At 61.5% G+C, this 15,711-nt stretch carries 12 protein-coding genes, 3 tRNA genes and 3 rRNA genes; 10 read left to right on the forward strand and 8 right to left on the reverse strand.

What is annotated here, in order from left to right:
- Window positions 1-49: 49 nt before the first annotated feature.
- The 3 genes from NO366_RS05870 to NO366_RS05880 form a co-directional block, all read right to left on the reverse strand.
- Window positions 50-691, reverse strand: coding sequence for an isochorismatase family protein (locus NO366_RS05870; RefSeq protein ID WP_256533395.1), 642 nt, complete (start codon window positions 689-691; stop codon window positions 50-52).
- 222 nt (window positions 692-913) lie between these two features.
- Complete coding sequence (locus NO366_RS05875) at window positions 914-1,207, reverse strand: DUF7521 family protein (RefSeq protein ID WP_256533396.1); 294 nt, start codon at window positions 1,205-1,207, stop codon at window positions 914-916.
- Entirely contained in the window at window positions 1,204-1,581 is a 378-nt protein-coding gene (locus tag NO366_RS05880) for a helix-turn-helix domain-containing protein (protein ID WP_256533397.1), read from the reverse strand. The genes NO366_RS05875 and NO366_RS05880 overlap by 4 nt, the downstream gene beginning before the upstream one ends.
- A gap of 1,018 nt (window positions 1,582-2,599) precedes the next feature.
- Between NO366_RS05880 and NO366_RS05885 the strand changes: the two genes are divergently transcribed.
- From NO366_RS05885 to NO366_RS05905, 5 genes are all read left to right on the forward strand, one after another.
- Window positions 2,600-4,073, forward strand: a 16S ribosomal RNA gene (locus tag NO366_RS05885).
- A 154-nt stretch (window positions 4,074-4,227) separates the two neighbouring features.
- Window positions 4,228-4,299, forward strand: a tRNA-Ala gene (locus NO366_RS05890).
- Window positions 4,300-4,530: 231 nt separating this feature from the next.
- Window positions 4,531-7,452 (forward strand): 23S ribosomal RNA (locus NO366_RS05895).
- Window positions 7,453-7,566: 114 nt separating this feature from the next.
- Window positions 7,567-7,688: ribosomal RNA gene (gene rrf, locus NO366_RS05900) — 5S ribosomal RNA — on the forward strand.
- Together the 16S, 23S and 5S rRNA genes with 2 tRNA genes alongside form the textbook arrangement of a ribosomal RNA operon.
- Before the next feature lie 216 nt (window positions 7,689-7,904).
- Window positions 7,905-7,981: transfer RNA gene (locus tag NO366_RS05905), tRNA-Cys, on the forward strand.
- Window positions 7,982-8,173: 192 nt separating this feature from the next.
- Here the strand turns inward: NO366_RS05905 and NO366_RS05910 are convergent.
- The 3 genes from NO366_RS05910 to NO366_RS05920 form a co-directional block, all read right to left on the reverse strand.
- Window positions 8,174-8,875 carry a class I SAM-dependent methyltransferase gene (locus tag NO366_RS05910; RefSeq protein WP_256533398.1) on the reverse strand — a complete coding sequence of 234 codons (702 nt, stop codon included), beginning with the start codon at window positions 8,873-8,875 and terminating at the stop codon, window positions 8,174-8,176.
- Between the two features lie 131 nt (window positions 8,876-9,006).
- The gene (locus tag NO366_RS05915; protein ID WP_256533399.1) at window positions 9,007-9,573 is read right to left on the reverse strand and encodes a metal-dependent hydrolase; all 567 of its coding nucleotides are present in this window, start codon (window positions 9,571-9,573) and stop codon (window positions 9,007-9,009) included.
- A gap of 368 nt (window positions 9,574-9,941) precedes the next feature.
- Window positions 9,942-10,015, reverse strand: a tRNA-Lys gene (locus NO366_RS05920).
- 236 nt (window positions 10,016-10,251) lie between these two features.
- On the opposite strand from NO366_RS05920, the gene NO366_RS05925 reads away from it, so the two are divergent.
- The 4 genes from NO366_RS05925 (at window position 10,252) to NO366_RS05940 (ending at window position 12,272) form a co-directional block, all read left to right on the forward strand.
- On the forward strand, window positions 10,252-10,848 hold the full coding sequence (locus tag NO366_RS05925; RefSeq protein WP_256534005.1) for a penicillin-binding protein 1C: 597 nt from the start codon (window positions 10,252-10,254) through the stop codon (window positions 10,846-10,848).
- A complete protein-coding gene (locus NO366_RS05930) occupies window positions 10,845-11,483 on the forward strand; it encodes a hypothetical protein (RefSeq protein WP_256533400.1) in 639 nt (212 codons plus the stop codon). The genes NO366_RS05925 and NO366_RS05930 overlap by 4 nt, the downstream gene beginning before the upstream one ends.
- A gap of 275 nt (window positions 11,484-11,758) precedes the next feature.
- A complete protein-coding gene (locus NO366_RS05935) occupies window positions 11,759-12,004 on the forward strand; it encodes a hypothetical protein (RefSeq protein WP_256533401.1) in 246 nt (81 codons plus the stop codon).
- Between the two features lie 4 nt (window positions 12,005-12,008).
- Window positions 12,009-12,272, forward strand: a complete 264-nt coding sequence (locus NO366_RS05940; RefSeq protein ID WP_256533402.1) for a hypothetical protein — start codon at window positions 12,009-12,011, stop codon at window positions 12,270-12,272.
- 566 nt (window positions 12,273-12,838) lie between these two features.
- Here the strand turns inward: NO366_RS05940 and NO366_RS05945 are convergent.
- Window positions 12,839-13,591 (reverse strand): DUF7119 family protein, encoded by a 753-nt coding sequence (locus NO366_RS05945; protein WP_256533403.1) that lies wholly within the window; start codon window positions 13,589-13,591, stop codon window positions 12,839-12,841.
- 122 nt (window positions 13,592-13,713) lie between these two features.
- On the opposite strand from NO366_RS05945, the gene NO366_RS05950 reads away from it, so the two are divergent.
- Window positions 13,714-14,163, forward strand: coding sequence for a hypothetical protein (locus NO366_RS05950; protein WP_256533404.1), 450 nt, complete (start codon window positions 13,714-13,716; stop codon window positions 14,161-14,163).
- Window positions 14,164-14,384: 221 nt separating this feature from the next.
- On the opposite strand, the gene NO366_RS05955 is transcribed toward NO366_RS05950, so the two are convergent.
- On the reverse strand, window positions 14,385-15,491 hold the full coding sequence (locus NO366_RS05955; protein ID WP_256533405.1) for a hybrid sensor histidine kinase/response regulator: 1,107 nt from the start codon (window positions 15,489-15,491) through the stop codon (window positions 14,385-14,387).
- Window positions 15,492-15,711 lie beyond the last annotated feature (220 nt).

Genomic DNA, 15,711 nt, shown 5'->3' on the forward strand with positions numbered 1-15,711 from the left:
GACTCGATCCGATACCGTTCTCTGTAGTCTCCGGCTGGATCACCGCAACTCACTCGGAAACCTGACTTTCGAGGTAGCTCACGGCATCGTCCAGGGAGACGACGTCGCCAATGCGTGCGTGTATATCGACCAGACTCGCTTCGGCCTGGTCGGGTGATCGATCCCCGACGCAATCGATCGGGACGACGGTGTGGTAGCCGAACGCGCACGCATCGGTCGCCGTCGCGCGAACGCACCCGCTGGTCGAACAGCCCGCAAGCACCACGGTATCGACGTTCCACTGGTTCAACAGCGAGTGCAACGTAGTCCCGTGGAACGCACTCGCCTGCTGTTTGTCGATAATCGTGTGTCTGTCCGATCGGTCGAGTCGATCGTCGAGTGACCCCGATTCGGTTTCCGGGTCGTATAGCGCGGGATCGACGTCCACTTTCGCCCACTTTCCGATCCGTTCGTGATTCGGATATGGGGTGTTTCGCACGAACACGACCGGGAGTTCCGCTCGGTCGGCCGCCGCGACGAGTTCGTTCGTCGATTCGATGACGGGAGAGAGATCGGTCCCGTGAAAGCCCTCTTCCCGTGTCAGTACGTTCTGCAGGTCGACGATGACGAGCGCGGGCCGGCCACCGTACCCCATCTTTCGGGTTGACAGGCCGACTCGCGTCTCGATAGCGTCGACAGCCAGATGTTCCATTGCCTCTCGACGTGTTGCGGGTCACCCCATAAAACTAGTTTCGCCTCGGTGGAACCTCTCTCGGTCGATTTAACGAGTTTCGAGGCCGTCAGGTGGAGTGACACCCGGCGGACGGTTCGGACTCGCGTCGTTCGAACCGACCACGCCGATCGACTGGAGCCGTTCGCGCGCCACTCGCGTTCGAAACGGGTGGCACGACGCGACCGGAGTCGAACCCAGTCGTCACTGCACGTACAGCGAGTAGGCGATCACGGCGAAGCCAAAGAGGACGAGGACACTCTCGACGAGGACACCGACCGCGAGGTCGACGTTCAGAATCTCGTGTAACAGTCCGGCGAACGCGAGGCCGAGCGTCACCAGACCGAAGCCGGCCGCCAGGAGCCCGAGGGCGCGCTGTCTCGTCCGCCGATACGCCTTGAACGCGAAGAAGGTGACGACGCTGCCGACGATGAGGACGAGCGTCTTCACGACGGCGAGCGCGATCGTCACTTCTGTTGTAGCTGTGTCTAGACTCATGTTTCCCTCCTGACCTCCGACCACAGTTCGGCGAGCCGTTCGTCCGCCGTGCGTGCGGGCCGGTCCAGGGCGACTGCGAGCGTATGGTCCGAATCGAGACTGATTCGAACCTCCTCGAACGCGATGACGTACTTACTCGCGTGGTGGCCGTCGCGACGGATCTCCGTCGTCTCTTCGAGGAGCGTCGCGTCCGTCAGCTGTTCGAGTTTTCGGTAGAGCGTCGACTGTGGAATGTCACAGCGCGACTGTATCTCTGCGGCGGTCAACGGCTCGTCGAGCGCCCTGAGTATCTCTCGACAGTCCGGATCGTCGAGCGCGGCGCAGACGTCCGCGGTCGATGGGCCGTCCTCGGAACCGAACGGATTCCGGACCATTCTCCCGATAGTTTGCATCCCCTCCCCATAGTCGCGTCGGTTATCGGGTGTTCCGTGCCGAGTGCCGGTGGTCGGCCGCGGTAACCCTGGACCGTCTCCACGTGCGTGAACGGGCGGCGGAATCGATACCTGTCGATACGGCAGAAGGGGGTTCTGGCGTCGGAAACAAAGGGATCTTACGCACGCCCACCCCTGGTTGTACACGCGCGGGAATCATCCGGTCCGACCGCACCTGCGAGGGAGGGATGACCGATCGACCTCCGCCCGCGCAACACTTCTGGCGGAGATCCCTCGCAGTGGAAGAGAGGTCGTGCGGTAGTGCGGGAGTTCGTGATTCGGCGCAGCGATGACGGGGGTGGGTGATTGGCATTCACACACTCATTTATATATCGAACGAAAACTGGCCGAAACTGAAAAACCGTGCCATGGTACGGCGATGCGAAGCGCCTTCCGTTCGACGGCCTTATATAGGTACCCGGCACTCGAATAGAATGCGAACGACGTGGCGCACACCGCCACCCCCTCCGGCCGCAACCCGGCACGGAGGCAGGAACCATCCTCCCCTCGACCGACGAACGGATCGTCGATCGGGCGACGGGATCCGAGCTGGCCGCGGTGGCCACGAGACGACGCCCTTATATACAACGGGTGTCAACGATCGGATCCACGATGGCGCCGCCGGATGCGAGTTCCGGCACGCCTCCAATCCGTTGCCCTTAAGTGTACGAGGGTGCTCGGATGGAATGCAAACGTGTGATCGCCGGCGCGAATCTCGCGCCGGTGGTCGGACGATTCGACTCCGAAGGGGTTAAGTACTCCTCGGGGATTACGAATACGTCCGAAGGAAATGAGGATTCCACCCCTGCGGTCCGCCGTACAGATGGGATCTGATGTTAGCCTCGACAGTTCGGTGACGCTCGATCGGTCGGTTCGATCGAATCGCCGAACGTGGACCACGCAATGTGTGAGTGTGCGATCAACATTCACCGCCAACCCCTGGTCTCGACCAGGGAATAGCATTCCGGTTGATCCTGCCGGAGGTCATTGCTATTGGAGTCCGATTTAGCCATGCTAGTCGCACGAGTTTATACTCGTGGCAAATAGCTCAGTAACACGTGGCCAAACTACCCTGTCGATCGGAATAACCTCGGGAAACTGAGGCTAATACCGAATACGGCTCGATGCCTGGAACTGGCTCGAGCCCGAAACGCTCCGGCGCGACAGGATGTGGCTGCGGCCGATTAGGTAGACGGTGGGGTAACGGCCCACCGTGCCTATAATCGGTACGGGTTGTGAAAGCAAGAGCCCGGAGACGGAATCTGAGACAAGATTCCGGGCCCTACGGGGCGCAGCAGGCGCGAAACCTTTACACTGCACGAGAGTGCGATAGGGGGACTCCAAGTGCGAGGGCATACAGTCCTCGCTTTTTCCTACCGTAAGGTGGTAGGCGAATAAGTGCTGGGCAAGACCGGTGCCAGCCGCCGCGGTAATACCGGCAGCACGAGTGATGACCGCTATTATTGGGCCTAAAGCGTCCGTAGCCGGCCGGGCAAGTCCATCGGGAAATCCGCACGCCTAACGTGTGGGCGTCCGGTGGAAACTGCCTGGCTTGGGACCGGAAGATCCAGAGGGTACGTCTGGGGTAGGAGTGAAATCCCGTAATCCTGGACGGACCACCGGTGGCGAAAGCGCTCTGGAAGGACGGATCCGACGGTGAGGGACGAAAGCTAGGGTCACGAACCGGATTAGATACCCGGGTAGTCCTAGCCGTAAACGATGTCTGCTAGGTGTGGCACAGGCTACGAGCCTGTGCTGTGCCGTAGGGAAGCCGTGAAGCAGACCGCCTGGGAAGTACGTCTGCAAGGATGAAACTTAAAGGAATTGGCGGGGGAGCACTACAACCGGAGGAGCCTGCGGTTTAATTGGACTCAACGCCGGACATCTCACCAGCACCGACAGTAGCCGTGAAGATCAGTGTGATGAGCTTATTGGAGCTACTGAGAGGAGGTGCATGGCCGCCGTCAGCTCGTACCGTGAGGCGTCCTGTTAAGTCAGGCAACGAGCGAGACCCGCACTCCTAATTGCCAGCAACACCCTTGAGGTGGTTGGGTACATTAGGAGGACTGCCAGTGCCAAACTGGAGGAAGGAACGGGCAACGGTAGGTCAGTATGCCCCGAATGTGCTGGGCGACACGCGGGCTACAATGGCCGAGACAGTGGGATGCAACCCCGAAAGGGGGCGCTAATCTCCGAAACTCGGTCGTAGTTCGGATTGCGGGCTGAAACTCGCCCGCATGAAGCTGGATTCGGTAGTAATCGCGCCTCAGAAGGGCGCGGTGAATACGTCCCTGCTCCTTGCACACACCGCCCGTCAAAGCACCCGAGTGAGGTCCGGATGAGGCCGCCTTCATGGCGGTCGAATCTGGGCTTCGCAAGGGGGCTTAAGTCGTAACAAGGTAGCCGTAGGGGAATCTGCGGCTGGATCACCTCCACAGACCGGGACCGGGGCGATGCCCCGGCCCACTAGTCGCGGATCGCGCGTCACCGCTCGATCCGTATGCGGTCTCCGTTCGCGCGATCGCCGTTTCGGCCGATCGGGCACCTTTGAACTGTCGAGGCTAACGCTAAGCCCCTCATCCGAGGGGTGGGCCCATAGCTCAGTGGGAGAGTGCCTCCTTTGCAAGGAGGATGCCCTGGGTTCGAATCCCAGTGGGTCCATGAACTCGGGTGACGATCGCGAATCGCTCCCCTTAAGTGGGAGACGACGCAACGATCTGATCCCGACAACAACCGATGCACCACTCCGCGCAAGCGTGGGTGGGAAGGGTTAATGCACGCCTGCAGTCACAGGCGTTGCAGATGAGACCGTGTGTACGTGTAGTCCAGGCGTCCACTGGACCCGTTCTCCGGGTTACTGATCGTTGTCTTCGGACAACGTGACCGATCCGACGAACGTGGCTACTGTGCCAGCTGGTGGATCGCTCGGCTCGAGAGCCGATGACGGACGTGCCAAGCTGCGATAAGCCTCAGGGACCCGCACGGAGGGGTAGAACTGAGGATTTCCGAATGGGAATCCCCACCGCAATTGCTTCGCGCAATGGGGAACGTCGAGAATTGAAACATCTTAGTATCGACAGGAAGAGAAAGCAAATCGCGATGTCGTTAGTAACGGCGAGTGAACCCGACACAGTCCAAACCGAAGCCCTCACGGGCAATGTGGTGTTCGGACTGACTCTCATCATCGGAAAATCTGCGAGAAATCTCCTGGAACGGAGTGCGATACAGGGTGACAGCCCCGTACCGCAGGTTAGTACGATGTGCGTCAGCTCCAGAGTATCGGGGGTTGGATATCCCTCGTGAATATCGCGGGCATCGACCGCGAAGACTAAACACTCCTCGAGACCGATAGCGAACAAGTAGCGTGAGCGAACGCTGAAAAGCACCCCAAGAAGGGAGGTGCAATAGGGCGTGAAATCAGTTGGCGATAGAGCGACGGGGCATACAAGGTCCGACTGCGAATGAATCAGGTGCGAACCTGTAGTAAGACCGGTCGGAAGCCGATGTTCCGTCGTACGTTTTGAAAAACGAACCAGGGAGTGTGCCTGTTTGACGAGTCTAACCCGATCATCGGGGAAGGCGCAGGGAAACCGATATGGCCGCAGCGCTTTGCGTGAGGGCCACCGTGTTCAAGCGCGGGGAGTCAAACGGGCACGACCCGAAACCGGACGATCTAGGCGTGGGCAAGGTGAAGCGTACCGAAAGGTACGTGGAGGCCTGTTAGCGTTGGTGTCCTACAACACCCTCGCGTGACCCGTGTCTAGGGGTGAAAGGCCCATCGAGTCCGGAAACAGCTGGTTCCAACCGAAACATGTCGAAGCATGACCTCTGCCGAGGTAGTTCGTGGGGTAGAGCCACGGATTGGGTGACCGGCCTCCGAGAGGAGTTCGCCACCCTGTCCAACTCCGAACCTACGAACGCCGTCGACGCAGGGAGTCCGGTGCGCGGGGTAAGCCTGTGTACCGTGAGGGAGACAACCCAGAGCTGGGTTAAGGTCCCCAAGTGTGGACTAAGTGCGATCGAAGGTGGTCGCAAGCCCTAGACAGCCGGGAGGTGAGCTTAGAAGCAGCTACCCTCTAAGAAAAGCGTAACAGCTTACCGGCCGAGGTTTGCGGCGCCGAAAATGATCGGGGCTCAAGTCCACCACCGAGACCTGGCGGCACCACCCATAGTGGTGATCCTGTAGGTTGGCGTTCCGTTCGGGCGGAAGCACGGGAGAGATCTCGTGTGGACCGTGCGGTAACGAAAATCCTGGTCATAGTAGCAGCGTTAGTCGGGTGAGAACCCCGACGGCCGAACGAGTAAGGGTTCCTCAGCAATGCTAATCAGCTGAGGGTTAGCCGGTCCTAAGTCTCACCGCAATTCGAGTGGGACAAATGGGAAACAGATTAATATTTCTGTGCCGGTGTGCAATAAAAGTCGACGCTTTGGGGTCGCTCAAGCCGGGCTTTCGCCCGGTCGAACTGTCCAAGTTCGTGGAAGCCGTAATGGCACGAAGCGAACGAACGGCAGGATAGCGAAAGTTGAGTCAACCTAGAGCCCGTGAAAAGACGAGCACACCGTCCGTACCGAGATCCGACACAGGTACTCGTGGCGGCGAAAGCCAAGGCCTGTCGGGATCAACCGACGTTAGGGAATTCGGCAAGTTAGTCCCGTACGTTCGCAATAAGGGATGCCTGCCCCGCAATGGGGCAGGTCGCAGTGACTCGGGCGCTCCGACTGTCTAGTAACAACATAGGTGACCGCAAATCCGTAAGGACTCGTACGGTCACTGAATCCTGCCCAGTGCAGGTATCTGAACACCCCGTACAAGGGGACGAAGGACCTGTTAACGGCGGGGGTAACTATGACCCTCTTAAGGTAGCGTAGTACCTTGCCGCTTCAGTAGCGGCTTGCATGAATGGATCAACGAGAGCGCCACTGTCCCAACGTTGGGCCCGGTGAACTGTACGTTCCAGTGCGGAGTCTGGAGACCCCCAAGGGGAAGCGAAGACCCTATAGAGCTTTACTGCAGGCTGTCGCTGAGACGTGGTCGCTACTGTGCAGCATAGGTAGGAGCCATTACAGAGGTACCCGCGCTAGCGGGCCACCCAGGCATCATTGAAATACTACCCGGTAGTGACTGCGACTCTCACTCCTGGCGGAGGACACCGGTAGCCGGGCAGTTTGACTGGGGCGGTACGCGCCTGAAAAGATATCGGGCGCGCCCCAAGGTTTCCTCACTCGGGTCGGAGACCCGAGAAAGAGCGCAAGAGCATACGGAAGCCTGACAGTGTCCGGCACAACGACGGACGCTGACGCGAAAGCGTGGTCTAGCGAACCAATTAGCCTGCTTGATGCGGGCAATTGCTGACAGAAAAGCTACCTTAGGGATAACAGAGTCGTCACTCGCAAGAGCACATATCGACCGAGTGGCTTGCTACCTCGATGTCGGTTCCCTCCATCCTGCCCGTGCAGCAGCGGGCAAGGGTGAGGTTGTTCGCCTATTAAAGGAGGTCGTGAGCTGGGTTTAGACCGTCGTGAGACAGGTCGGTTGCTATCTATTGGGGGTGTTATGGTTCCTGACGGGAACGTTCGTATAGTACGAGAGGAACTACGAATGGGTGCCACTGGTGTACCGGTTGTTCGAAAGAGCACGTGCCGGGCAGCCACGCACCACGGGGTAAGAGCTGAACGCATCTAAGCTCGAAACCCACCTGGAAAAGAGGAACCGCTGAGACCACTCGTAGAAGACGAGTTCGATAGACTCGGGGTGTACGTGCCGAGGCAACGAGGCATTCAGCCCGCGAGCACTAACAGGTCGAGCCACCATTCATATTCGCATGGATCGGACCCGAAGAACGGGTCCAGGCGCAAACTGGACTACACGTATACACGGTACACCACCGATCTCGGAGCTCGTCGTGGTTCGATTCCACGAGTCGGCGTTAAGGCGGCCACAGCGGTGGGGCAACACCCGTACCCATTCCGAACACGGAAGTTAAGCCCACCTGCGTATCGGCCAGTACTGGAGTGGGAGACCCTCTGGGAAACCCGATTCGCCGCCTCCACTCATTGCGATTTACCCCACACAGCACCTGCTGTGTGGGGTTTTCGTATTTATGGACCGCCAATCGGCGGTCACTATCGATCCGGGAGCGGCTGCGCCGGTTCGCGTCCCCGGGGACTCTGCGCGCTCGACGGATACGAGTCCGAGACGGGCTGGTACTGGCTGGTCCGGTGCGGATCAGAACCCATAAATCGATGCCCGACAGAGGTACTGACGCGCCAAGGTGGCAGAGTTCGGCCCAACGCATCCGCCTGCAGAGCGGAACCCCCGCCGGTTCAAATCCGGCCCTTGGCTTGTTGTCGCGAACAATTCGTGAGTGACGACAATCAAACAACGGATTTGAACCCTATCAGTCGCGCGCAGCGAAGCGAGCACGTCTGATTTCGGTTCAAATCCGGCCCTTGGCTTGTTGTCGCGAACAATCCGTGGGCGGCTGCGCCCTCCCGTCGGATTTCTGAGCGGTCGGACGCGCTGGCGGTATCCGGGTCAGTTGGGTTCGACCTCGATGGTGGTTATCACGCCGAGCATCGCGGTCGAGACGTCGGTGACAGACAGTTCCGTCCGGGAGACCAGTGCCAGCGGGTCCTGGTTCCAGCGACACCGGTGTGTTTCGAAGTGGGCGTCCGCGCGCCAGTCTTGGAGTCGTCCGAGCACCTCGACGCTGCTGCGGCCGTGTTCGACGAGTAGAATCCGCCCGTCGGGGGCACAGACGCGGTTCATTTCACGGAGCGCGGCGATCGGGTCGGGGAACGTACACGTCGAGAGCGAGGAGATGACGGTGTCGAAGCTGTCGTCGGGAAACCCGAGCGTCTGGGCATCCATCTCTACCACCTCGTGGGCGGCACCGAATGTGGTCACGCGCTCGCGAGCGCGCCGGATCATCGCGGGGCTGACGTCGATCCCGACGTACTCGACTGTCTCCGGGAGGTACCGGACGTTCGTCCCGGTTCCGCAGGCGACGTCCAGCACGCGTCCGCGGGCCGTCTCGAAGTGGCGGCGGTATCGGCCCATCAGGAGTCGGTCCGCCCACTCCATCCGATCGAGCGTGGCGGCCTGCTCGGCGTAGGTCTCCTGGATCGCGGCGAGTGAACCAGTGCGATCCTGCCGGGCGTCAGTTGCGTCTTCGTGGTCGGTCGCCTCAGTCCTAGCACTGGACGTGGACTCGGAGCCGGCTTCCGTTCCGTTCATACGCGGCGGTACGCGCCGTCCCTCCTAAGTTCCAGTGCCGGCCTCGCTGAGATGCTCGGCGTATGGGCGACGCCTCTGCCGGTCGCCAGGTCGCCTGCCGGGCGGTCGAACCAGTAGCGTCGAACCGCCGTTCAATCGGCCGAGTCACGTTCTAACTCGGGACCCCGCGCGCCCACTCGTGTTCGGATCGCGTCGACCCCGGGACGGCCGTGTCGATGCCAGACGACGAGTGCGACCGCCGCGAGGACGAACTCCAGGAGGAAGTACGGGTCGCTGGTCGAACCGGCGAGCAGTTCCGCGATCGTGGGCGGCCCCTCCTCGTATGGGTAGACCGGTGTGATCGGCCACAGGAGCATGCCAGCCGACGACTCCCGCCAGAGCCCCGGGATCACGTCGACGATCGGGTGTGCGAACGCTCCGATGGCGAACGCGAACCCGGCCTCACGTCGGCCGTATCGCCGAGCGAGCAGCCAGACCCCGATGGCGAGTGGGGCCAGAAACAGGAACGAGTGACCGAGCGATCGCCCCGTCGGCAGCATCAGCAGGTACCACGACAGCGGCTTGTCGATCAGGTCCGGCACCTGACTCCCGACGAGTACGGCCACCACCGGGAGCGCGGCCGGTGAGTCGATCGACCGCGTCCGAATCGAGAGAGCGTAGCAGAGGTAGGCGACGGCAGCGTGTCCGAGTGGCCACATCCTGTCCGAACCGTCGCCGGGGCCGTACTTAACGGCCGCGCCTCGACGCACTCGCCGTCGACCGACGGACGCCTCGATACGCGCGCCGCTCGCGTGATTGCTCGCGACGCGAAGACGGGCCGGGCGCGATTTGAACCGAACCCAGACGGTCCTGCTCGCCTCACTTCGTTCGGCTGTGCGGGCTGCGACTGGTAGGGCTCAAATCGCTTGTGGCGTTTTCACTGCTCACGTCGTTCGCAGGAAAACGGGCCGGGCGCGATTTGAACACACGGTCGGACGTGCTCACTCCGTTGAGCGCGCCCTCCCTGCGATTCAAATCCCGCCGGATCCGATTCGCGCCGCTCGCGTGGTGGCTCGCGACGCGAAGACGGGCCGGGCGCGATTTGAACACGCGACCGTCTGGTTAAAAGCCAGACGCTCTGCCGGACTGAGCTACCGGCCCTCGAATTGGTATTCCGGCGAGTCGGGGTTAAACGTTTCTGTCTGATGGGCGGGTGCCGGGCTACGTTCCCGTTCATAGTGGTTCCATACGCTGGTCCGTTGCGATCCGAATTCCGGTCACACCAGGGATTGCTTTCGACAATCGTACCGCCTCATTAGCAAATACGATAGTTATATGATCAGTATTCCAATCCGATATGATTTTATATATCCGTTCGATAAACGGATTTGGATGCAATGACTCAATCTACCGACGGTGTGCAGAAATGGATGAAGATCGCTGCGATCGTTGCAGCGTTTTTCATCGTTCTCTGGATTATCTCGTATCTCTGGTTCCCGTTCCTCCCGTGGATGGAAGAACGTGACGCCGGCGAGCAGGTCATTCAGGACACGTACAATGCCGATTCTGCCGTTCAAGAGTACGAATGGTTTCGAACCCAGTACGAAGAAATAGACGCACAACGAGCGCAGGTCGAGAATACCTACGACGAGCTCGAGCGCTTCTACGACATCCACGGAGAAGATCCGGACGAGTGGAGCCGAACGGCTGCGGAAGATCACAGTCGAATCCAACAGCGGATCACGGGGAACCAGAACCAGCTCGAGACCCTGGTTGCCGACTACAATGCCCGCTCGAATATGGACAACAGGGAGTTGTTCAAGTGTCATCTCCCGATGCAAGTCGACGAGCGGTTCGCTATCAACGGCCCACCGGGGAGTGGCGAGGCCGAAGAGCCGGTCGATACCGGGCCGGATGGCACGGCAATCGACGGCAGCCCTCCCCCCGCAGAACAGTGTGACGGACTACCTGACACGATCGATTCAAACCAATGAACAAACGCAAGCTACTCGCAGTCACAGCGATCGCAGTCGTGCTACTGACCGCAGGTTGCTCGGCATGGGGAAATAACACGAGCGGTCCCTCCGGTGACAAACTCGCCGAGGGTGCTGGCACCGACCTGGACGGCGTCGCGCTGGGCGAGTCGTACATGTACGAAGTGAAGATCACAGAGAAGAATCAGGCGCACCTCGTCCAAGAGCGCCCGCCGTTCGAAATGAGTGACTCACTCGAACGCCAGAACCTGATTAAACGGTACGAGTACCTCAACGACCGAAGCAATGTCCACCACGTCTACATGCTCAGCCACGATGGCAAAGTCATCAACTACGAAGTGGCTCAGGGGAAGGTGAGTTCGGTCAACTCGAAGCTCACCAACGACAAGCAACTCGTCAAGGTCCCCGACGCCAAGTTCGACGGGGGCAACGGTGCTGCTGGCGCTAACGGTGCTAACTACAAGGTCGTCGAAAGCCCGCAGATGGACGGCTCCTACGGCACGAACGGGGACGCCATCTTCTTCTTCACCACCGACGGGCACTACATGGAATGGAACGGCCTCTACGTCGTGAGTGAAGAACCCAAGGAGATCACCACCGAGATCACACTCGTCGACGAGGTAGAGGGCAACTAACCTCTCACGATCCTGTATTTATGAACCGTCGCACACTATTCTCGACGATTGGCGCCGTTTGTCTCGCCGGGTGTACGGGAGCGGGACTGTTGGAGGACGACGAACCTACTGATACGCTGGGTACGTCCACCAGCGATGGATCGACCCAGGGCCCAGTCGAAGGCGTTCCGAATTCCGTTGTGGCTGCCCGGCCGCTCGCGGCGGACTACTACAGGGCTGTCACCAACCACTCCGACGACGCCCGAGTGTTCGTCACGCGGGACGGAGAGATCGTGATGGAATATTCGACGCACAGCGAAACCGCTGACGAACTCGAGACCGAACTCCACCTGTTCGCCGACCTGTTCGTCGACGTCGTGGCCGAGGGTGAGTACGATCCGGTCACGATCTCGATCATCACGGGGACCGTCGAGGCGATCGCGACGGAGCCGGCGATCGAGGCCTACGTCAGCGGCGATCTCGAGAAAGCCGCGTTCTTCGAAACCGTCGAAATCCTGGGGGTCGAGCGCAGTAATGAGTAACACCATGACGACCCAGGAGCAGAAACTTGCCGAGGAGTGCGACCGTCGACACTGCACCCGCGAGTCGATGATTCGTGTTCCGATACACGTCGCAGATACCTCTCAGACGTGGTGTCCGGATTGCGTTCGCGAAGAGTTCGACGTCGACTACTCCGAACACCGACGGCGCCAGCGATCGCTCCTGCGCTACGTCACGCCAGCGACGGTGACTGCGTTCCTGTTGGGCGTGACGACCATGCTGCTCGTCGCGAGCGTCATGGTCGTATAGCCCTCGTCGCCCTGTCGGGCGTAGTACGAAACGGTCGAACCGAAATCCTCGTTCCGTCGGCGGCTGGCAAGACGCAGTGCGTCTCACTCCAACTACGTACATGACGCGCTTTCGAGGACGTTTCGAGTGGGATGTCCACGTGTGGTCGGTGAAACCTCCCTCACGAACGTCCTAACGAAGTGTGCACGAGCCTGCAAGCTGCCTCCGTTGGTCGGTAGCTGAACCCCCAACGGAGGGATCGTCGCGCGTTAGCGCGGGGAGGATATCTACGCTCGAGATGGAGTGCCGGACGTAACTCGCACGCTAGTGATCTCCCCAACCGACAGTTTCGTTCGAGCCGGTGTGGCAGGAGCGATTTCTCGAGGCCCAGTCACCGGTCCGGATCACGGGGGCCTCGTTAGTTGGGATCTGGCAATTCGATGCGGCGAGCGCGTCGACGATCACCCAGCTCGTCGAACGAGATGTTTCGAACGACTCGGAATTGATCAAGAGACCTAGTGGCGAGCGTCACCGGCAGGACGAACACGAGTGTGGTTCCCTTCGATACCCCTCCAAACAGCCGCCAATCACTCTATTTCTCTGACGTTTGGTCGACGATCCACCGAGGAGTCCGCCTGGAGGGCGTCGGCGACGACGTCGGCCGGTTCGACGCCGTCGAGTGCGGCCCGACGGCGCAACTCGCGATAGACACTGGGTGGGAGGTCGAGTTCGATCCGTCCCGTGGCGACGTCGTGGGCTTCGAGTGCGGATTCGACGGCGGTACCGTCGACCACCTCGCTCGCGATCCGTCGAACGTCGCGGACGGACAGGTCGGCATCGATGGTAGCCCAGGCCAGGAGGAAGCGGTCCTCGCCTCGGACGCGGGCGATGTGTTTGGCCGCGGAGGGGGCGATCTCACCGCGGGCCACCTGGGTGCGGACCGCCCGGGGCAGGTCGTGGACGCGTGCCCACTTGCGGACGAACGAGACCGTCACGTCACCACTGGCGCGCTCGGCGGCCTCGGTGTAGGAACCGACACCGCGGACCAGCGCCGCGCAGGCGGCCGCGCCGCGGAGCATCCAGAGGTGATCGCCGTCGTCGGTCGCGGCGAACGCCCGGACGGTCTCTGCAGCCTCGTCGACGCTCGCCGGGTCGTCGGGATCGAACTGGACGGCCTCCCGGGCGTGCTGGCCCGTGACCGCCTCGTCACCGCGGATGACTGGGGCACCGACGGGCGACTCCCGATCCGTCGGCACCGGGGATCCGGTCCCCGGCGGTCCCTCGACGGACCGATCATCCGGGTCGTCGGTACCTCGCTCGCCGGGACCACGATCGTCCATACGCTCAGTCACGGGGACGGTCGTCAAAAGTCCACGCACGGTGGCAGGGCCTACCCGAATCGAGGACGCACGGGTCGATCACGAATCCAAACCCGTTTGGGTGGCCGGTCACAATCCGCCGTATGGACGATACACTCTCCCGTCGCCGACTCGTCCAGGTCGGCGCCTCGGGAACCGCCCTGACGCTCGCCGGCTGCCAGTTTCAGGGAGCCGACGACTCGGTGACCGCCGACGGCGAGACGACCGTCGCCGTCTCCCCACCGATCGACCAGCAGGAACTACTGGCCGCACGCCAACAGGCCCAACAGACCGTCCAGCCCGAGGTCGAATCGGGGAACATGACCGAAGAAGAGGCACAGAACGCGGTGGTGGCCGCCCAGGAGGAGGTCGTAACCGGCTATCTCGACGACCTCCAGACGAGTCTCGAAGCCGAGACCGACCTCTCGGTCACCGACACCTCGACGCAGACGGGACTCGCCCTCGTAGACGGCGACGCCGCCTCGCTCATCGGCGCGCTCGACCTCGAGACCGTCGCAGCCATCCTTCCCGAATCGAGCTTCTCGTCCGCATAGCCCGTTCCCTGTGTGACCGTCGACGCTGCACTCGCGAGTCGACGATCCGACGAGCGCCGACGGCTCCGGACTCGGCCTCGGCAGCGTTCGTCAGATCGCGGGTGCACACGGGGCCGTTCGCGTCACCGACGGTACCGACCGCGGTGCACGGTTCGAGATAACAGGCGTCGAGGAGGCCGACGGAACAGACGAGTGAGAGTCCGTTCGCCGGTGCGTTCGAGTCACTCGACCGTTCGGTCGGCCCGTTCGAGCGTGATGGTCACGACGGTCCCACGTGGCGAGTTGTCGGCTATCTCTATCGATCCGCCGACGGTGTCGAGGACGGTCGTGACGAAGTACAGTCCCGTTCCGGGGGCCGACGGTCCCGTCGCGTCGGCGGTCGGATCGACGATCGCCGTTTTCTGTGCGTCGGGGATGCCGACGCCGTCGTCGGCGATCTCGACGGAGACGGAGTCGTCCGACTCCGCGATCGTAACGTCGATGTGAATCGGGTCCCGCTCGGAGGTGGTCGCCGCGTTCGACAGGACGTGTTCGAACATGGCACCGAGCATCGGTGTTCCGGCGACCGTCGGGGCTGTCTCGGACGCGACGAGCCACTCCACGTCGAGCTCGACACCTTCTCTGTCCCGGAACCGGTCGATTTCGGGTTCGAGAACCGCTCTCAGGTCAGTCGGTTCGAGCTGGCTCGCGGGGTCACCAGAGATGACGTCCATCAGGTCCGCTACTGTGTCCGTGAGCCGGAGGACGTGTCTGCTGGCGTCGAGGAGCGTGTCTACCGTCTCGTCATGGGTCGGATCGACCCGCGACTCGAGCTGGTCGGCCAGGCCGACGACGAGGCTGACGTCGTTTCTTACGTCCGTCCGGAGCAGTTCGTTGGCCACCGCGAGCCTGAGGCTTCGATCGCGAAGTTCCCGCTGGACGCGCCCGCGTTCGATGGCGTACCGAAGCGACCGACGGAGGAGCGGTGCCGTGATGTGTCCCTTGCGGAGGTAATCCTGGGCGCCGCACCGTATCGCGTCGACGCCCAGGTCGGTCTGGCCAGTGAGGACGACCACTGGCACCCCCGGGGCACGGTCGATCAACCGGTCGACGGTCTCGACGCCGTCGCTGTCGGGTAATCCGAGGTCCAGGAGGACGACGTCCGGCTCGACCGCGGCGATCGTCTCGATACCGGTGGCGAGCGAGTCCGCTCGTTCGACGGTGTCGACGTCGACGAGGGATTCACCTCGGCCGGTGGTGTGCCGGTCGACGAGCAACCGCTCGACGAACCGGGCGTCGTCGATATCGTCTTCGACGAGCACCACCGTGACTCCTGTCGCCGATCCCATATCGTCGAGTTGTGCGGGACGCCTCTATACGTTTCGACCGATGAGATACTCCACCTGTCCGTGAGGTCGCCAGTGTGCTCTCGATGACTGTCGGCCGGGCAGGTGTGGCTCGGTGGGCCGCTGTGTGGCTCCGTGTGCCCCTGAGTTCATCCGTTCCTTCATTGCCGACGCTTACCGATCGGTAACCCGCTTCTACCCTCTGGGTTAGTGAACGTTTATA

The organism is Halovivax cerinus (assembly GCF_024498195.1).
GTDB classification, from domain to species: domain Archaea; phylum Halobacteriota; class Halobacteria; order Halobacteriales; family Natrialbaceae; genus Halovivax; species Halovivax cerinus.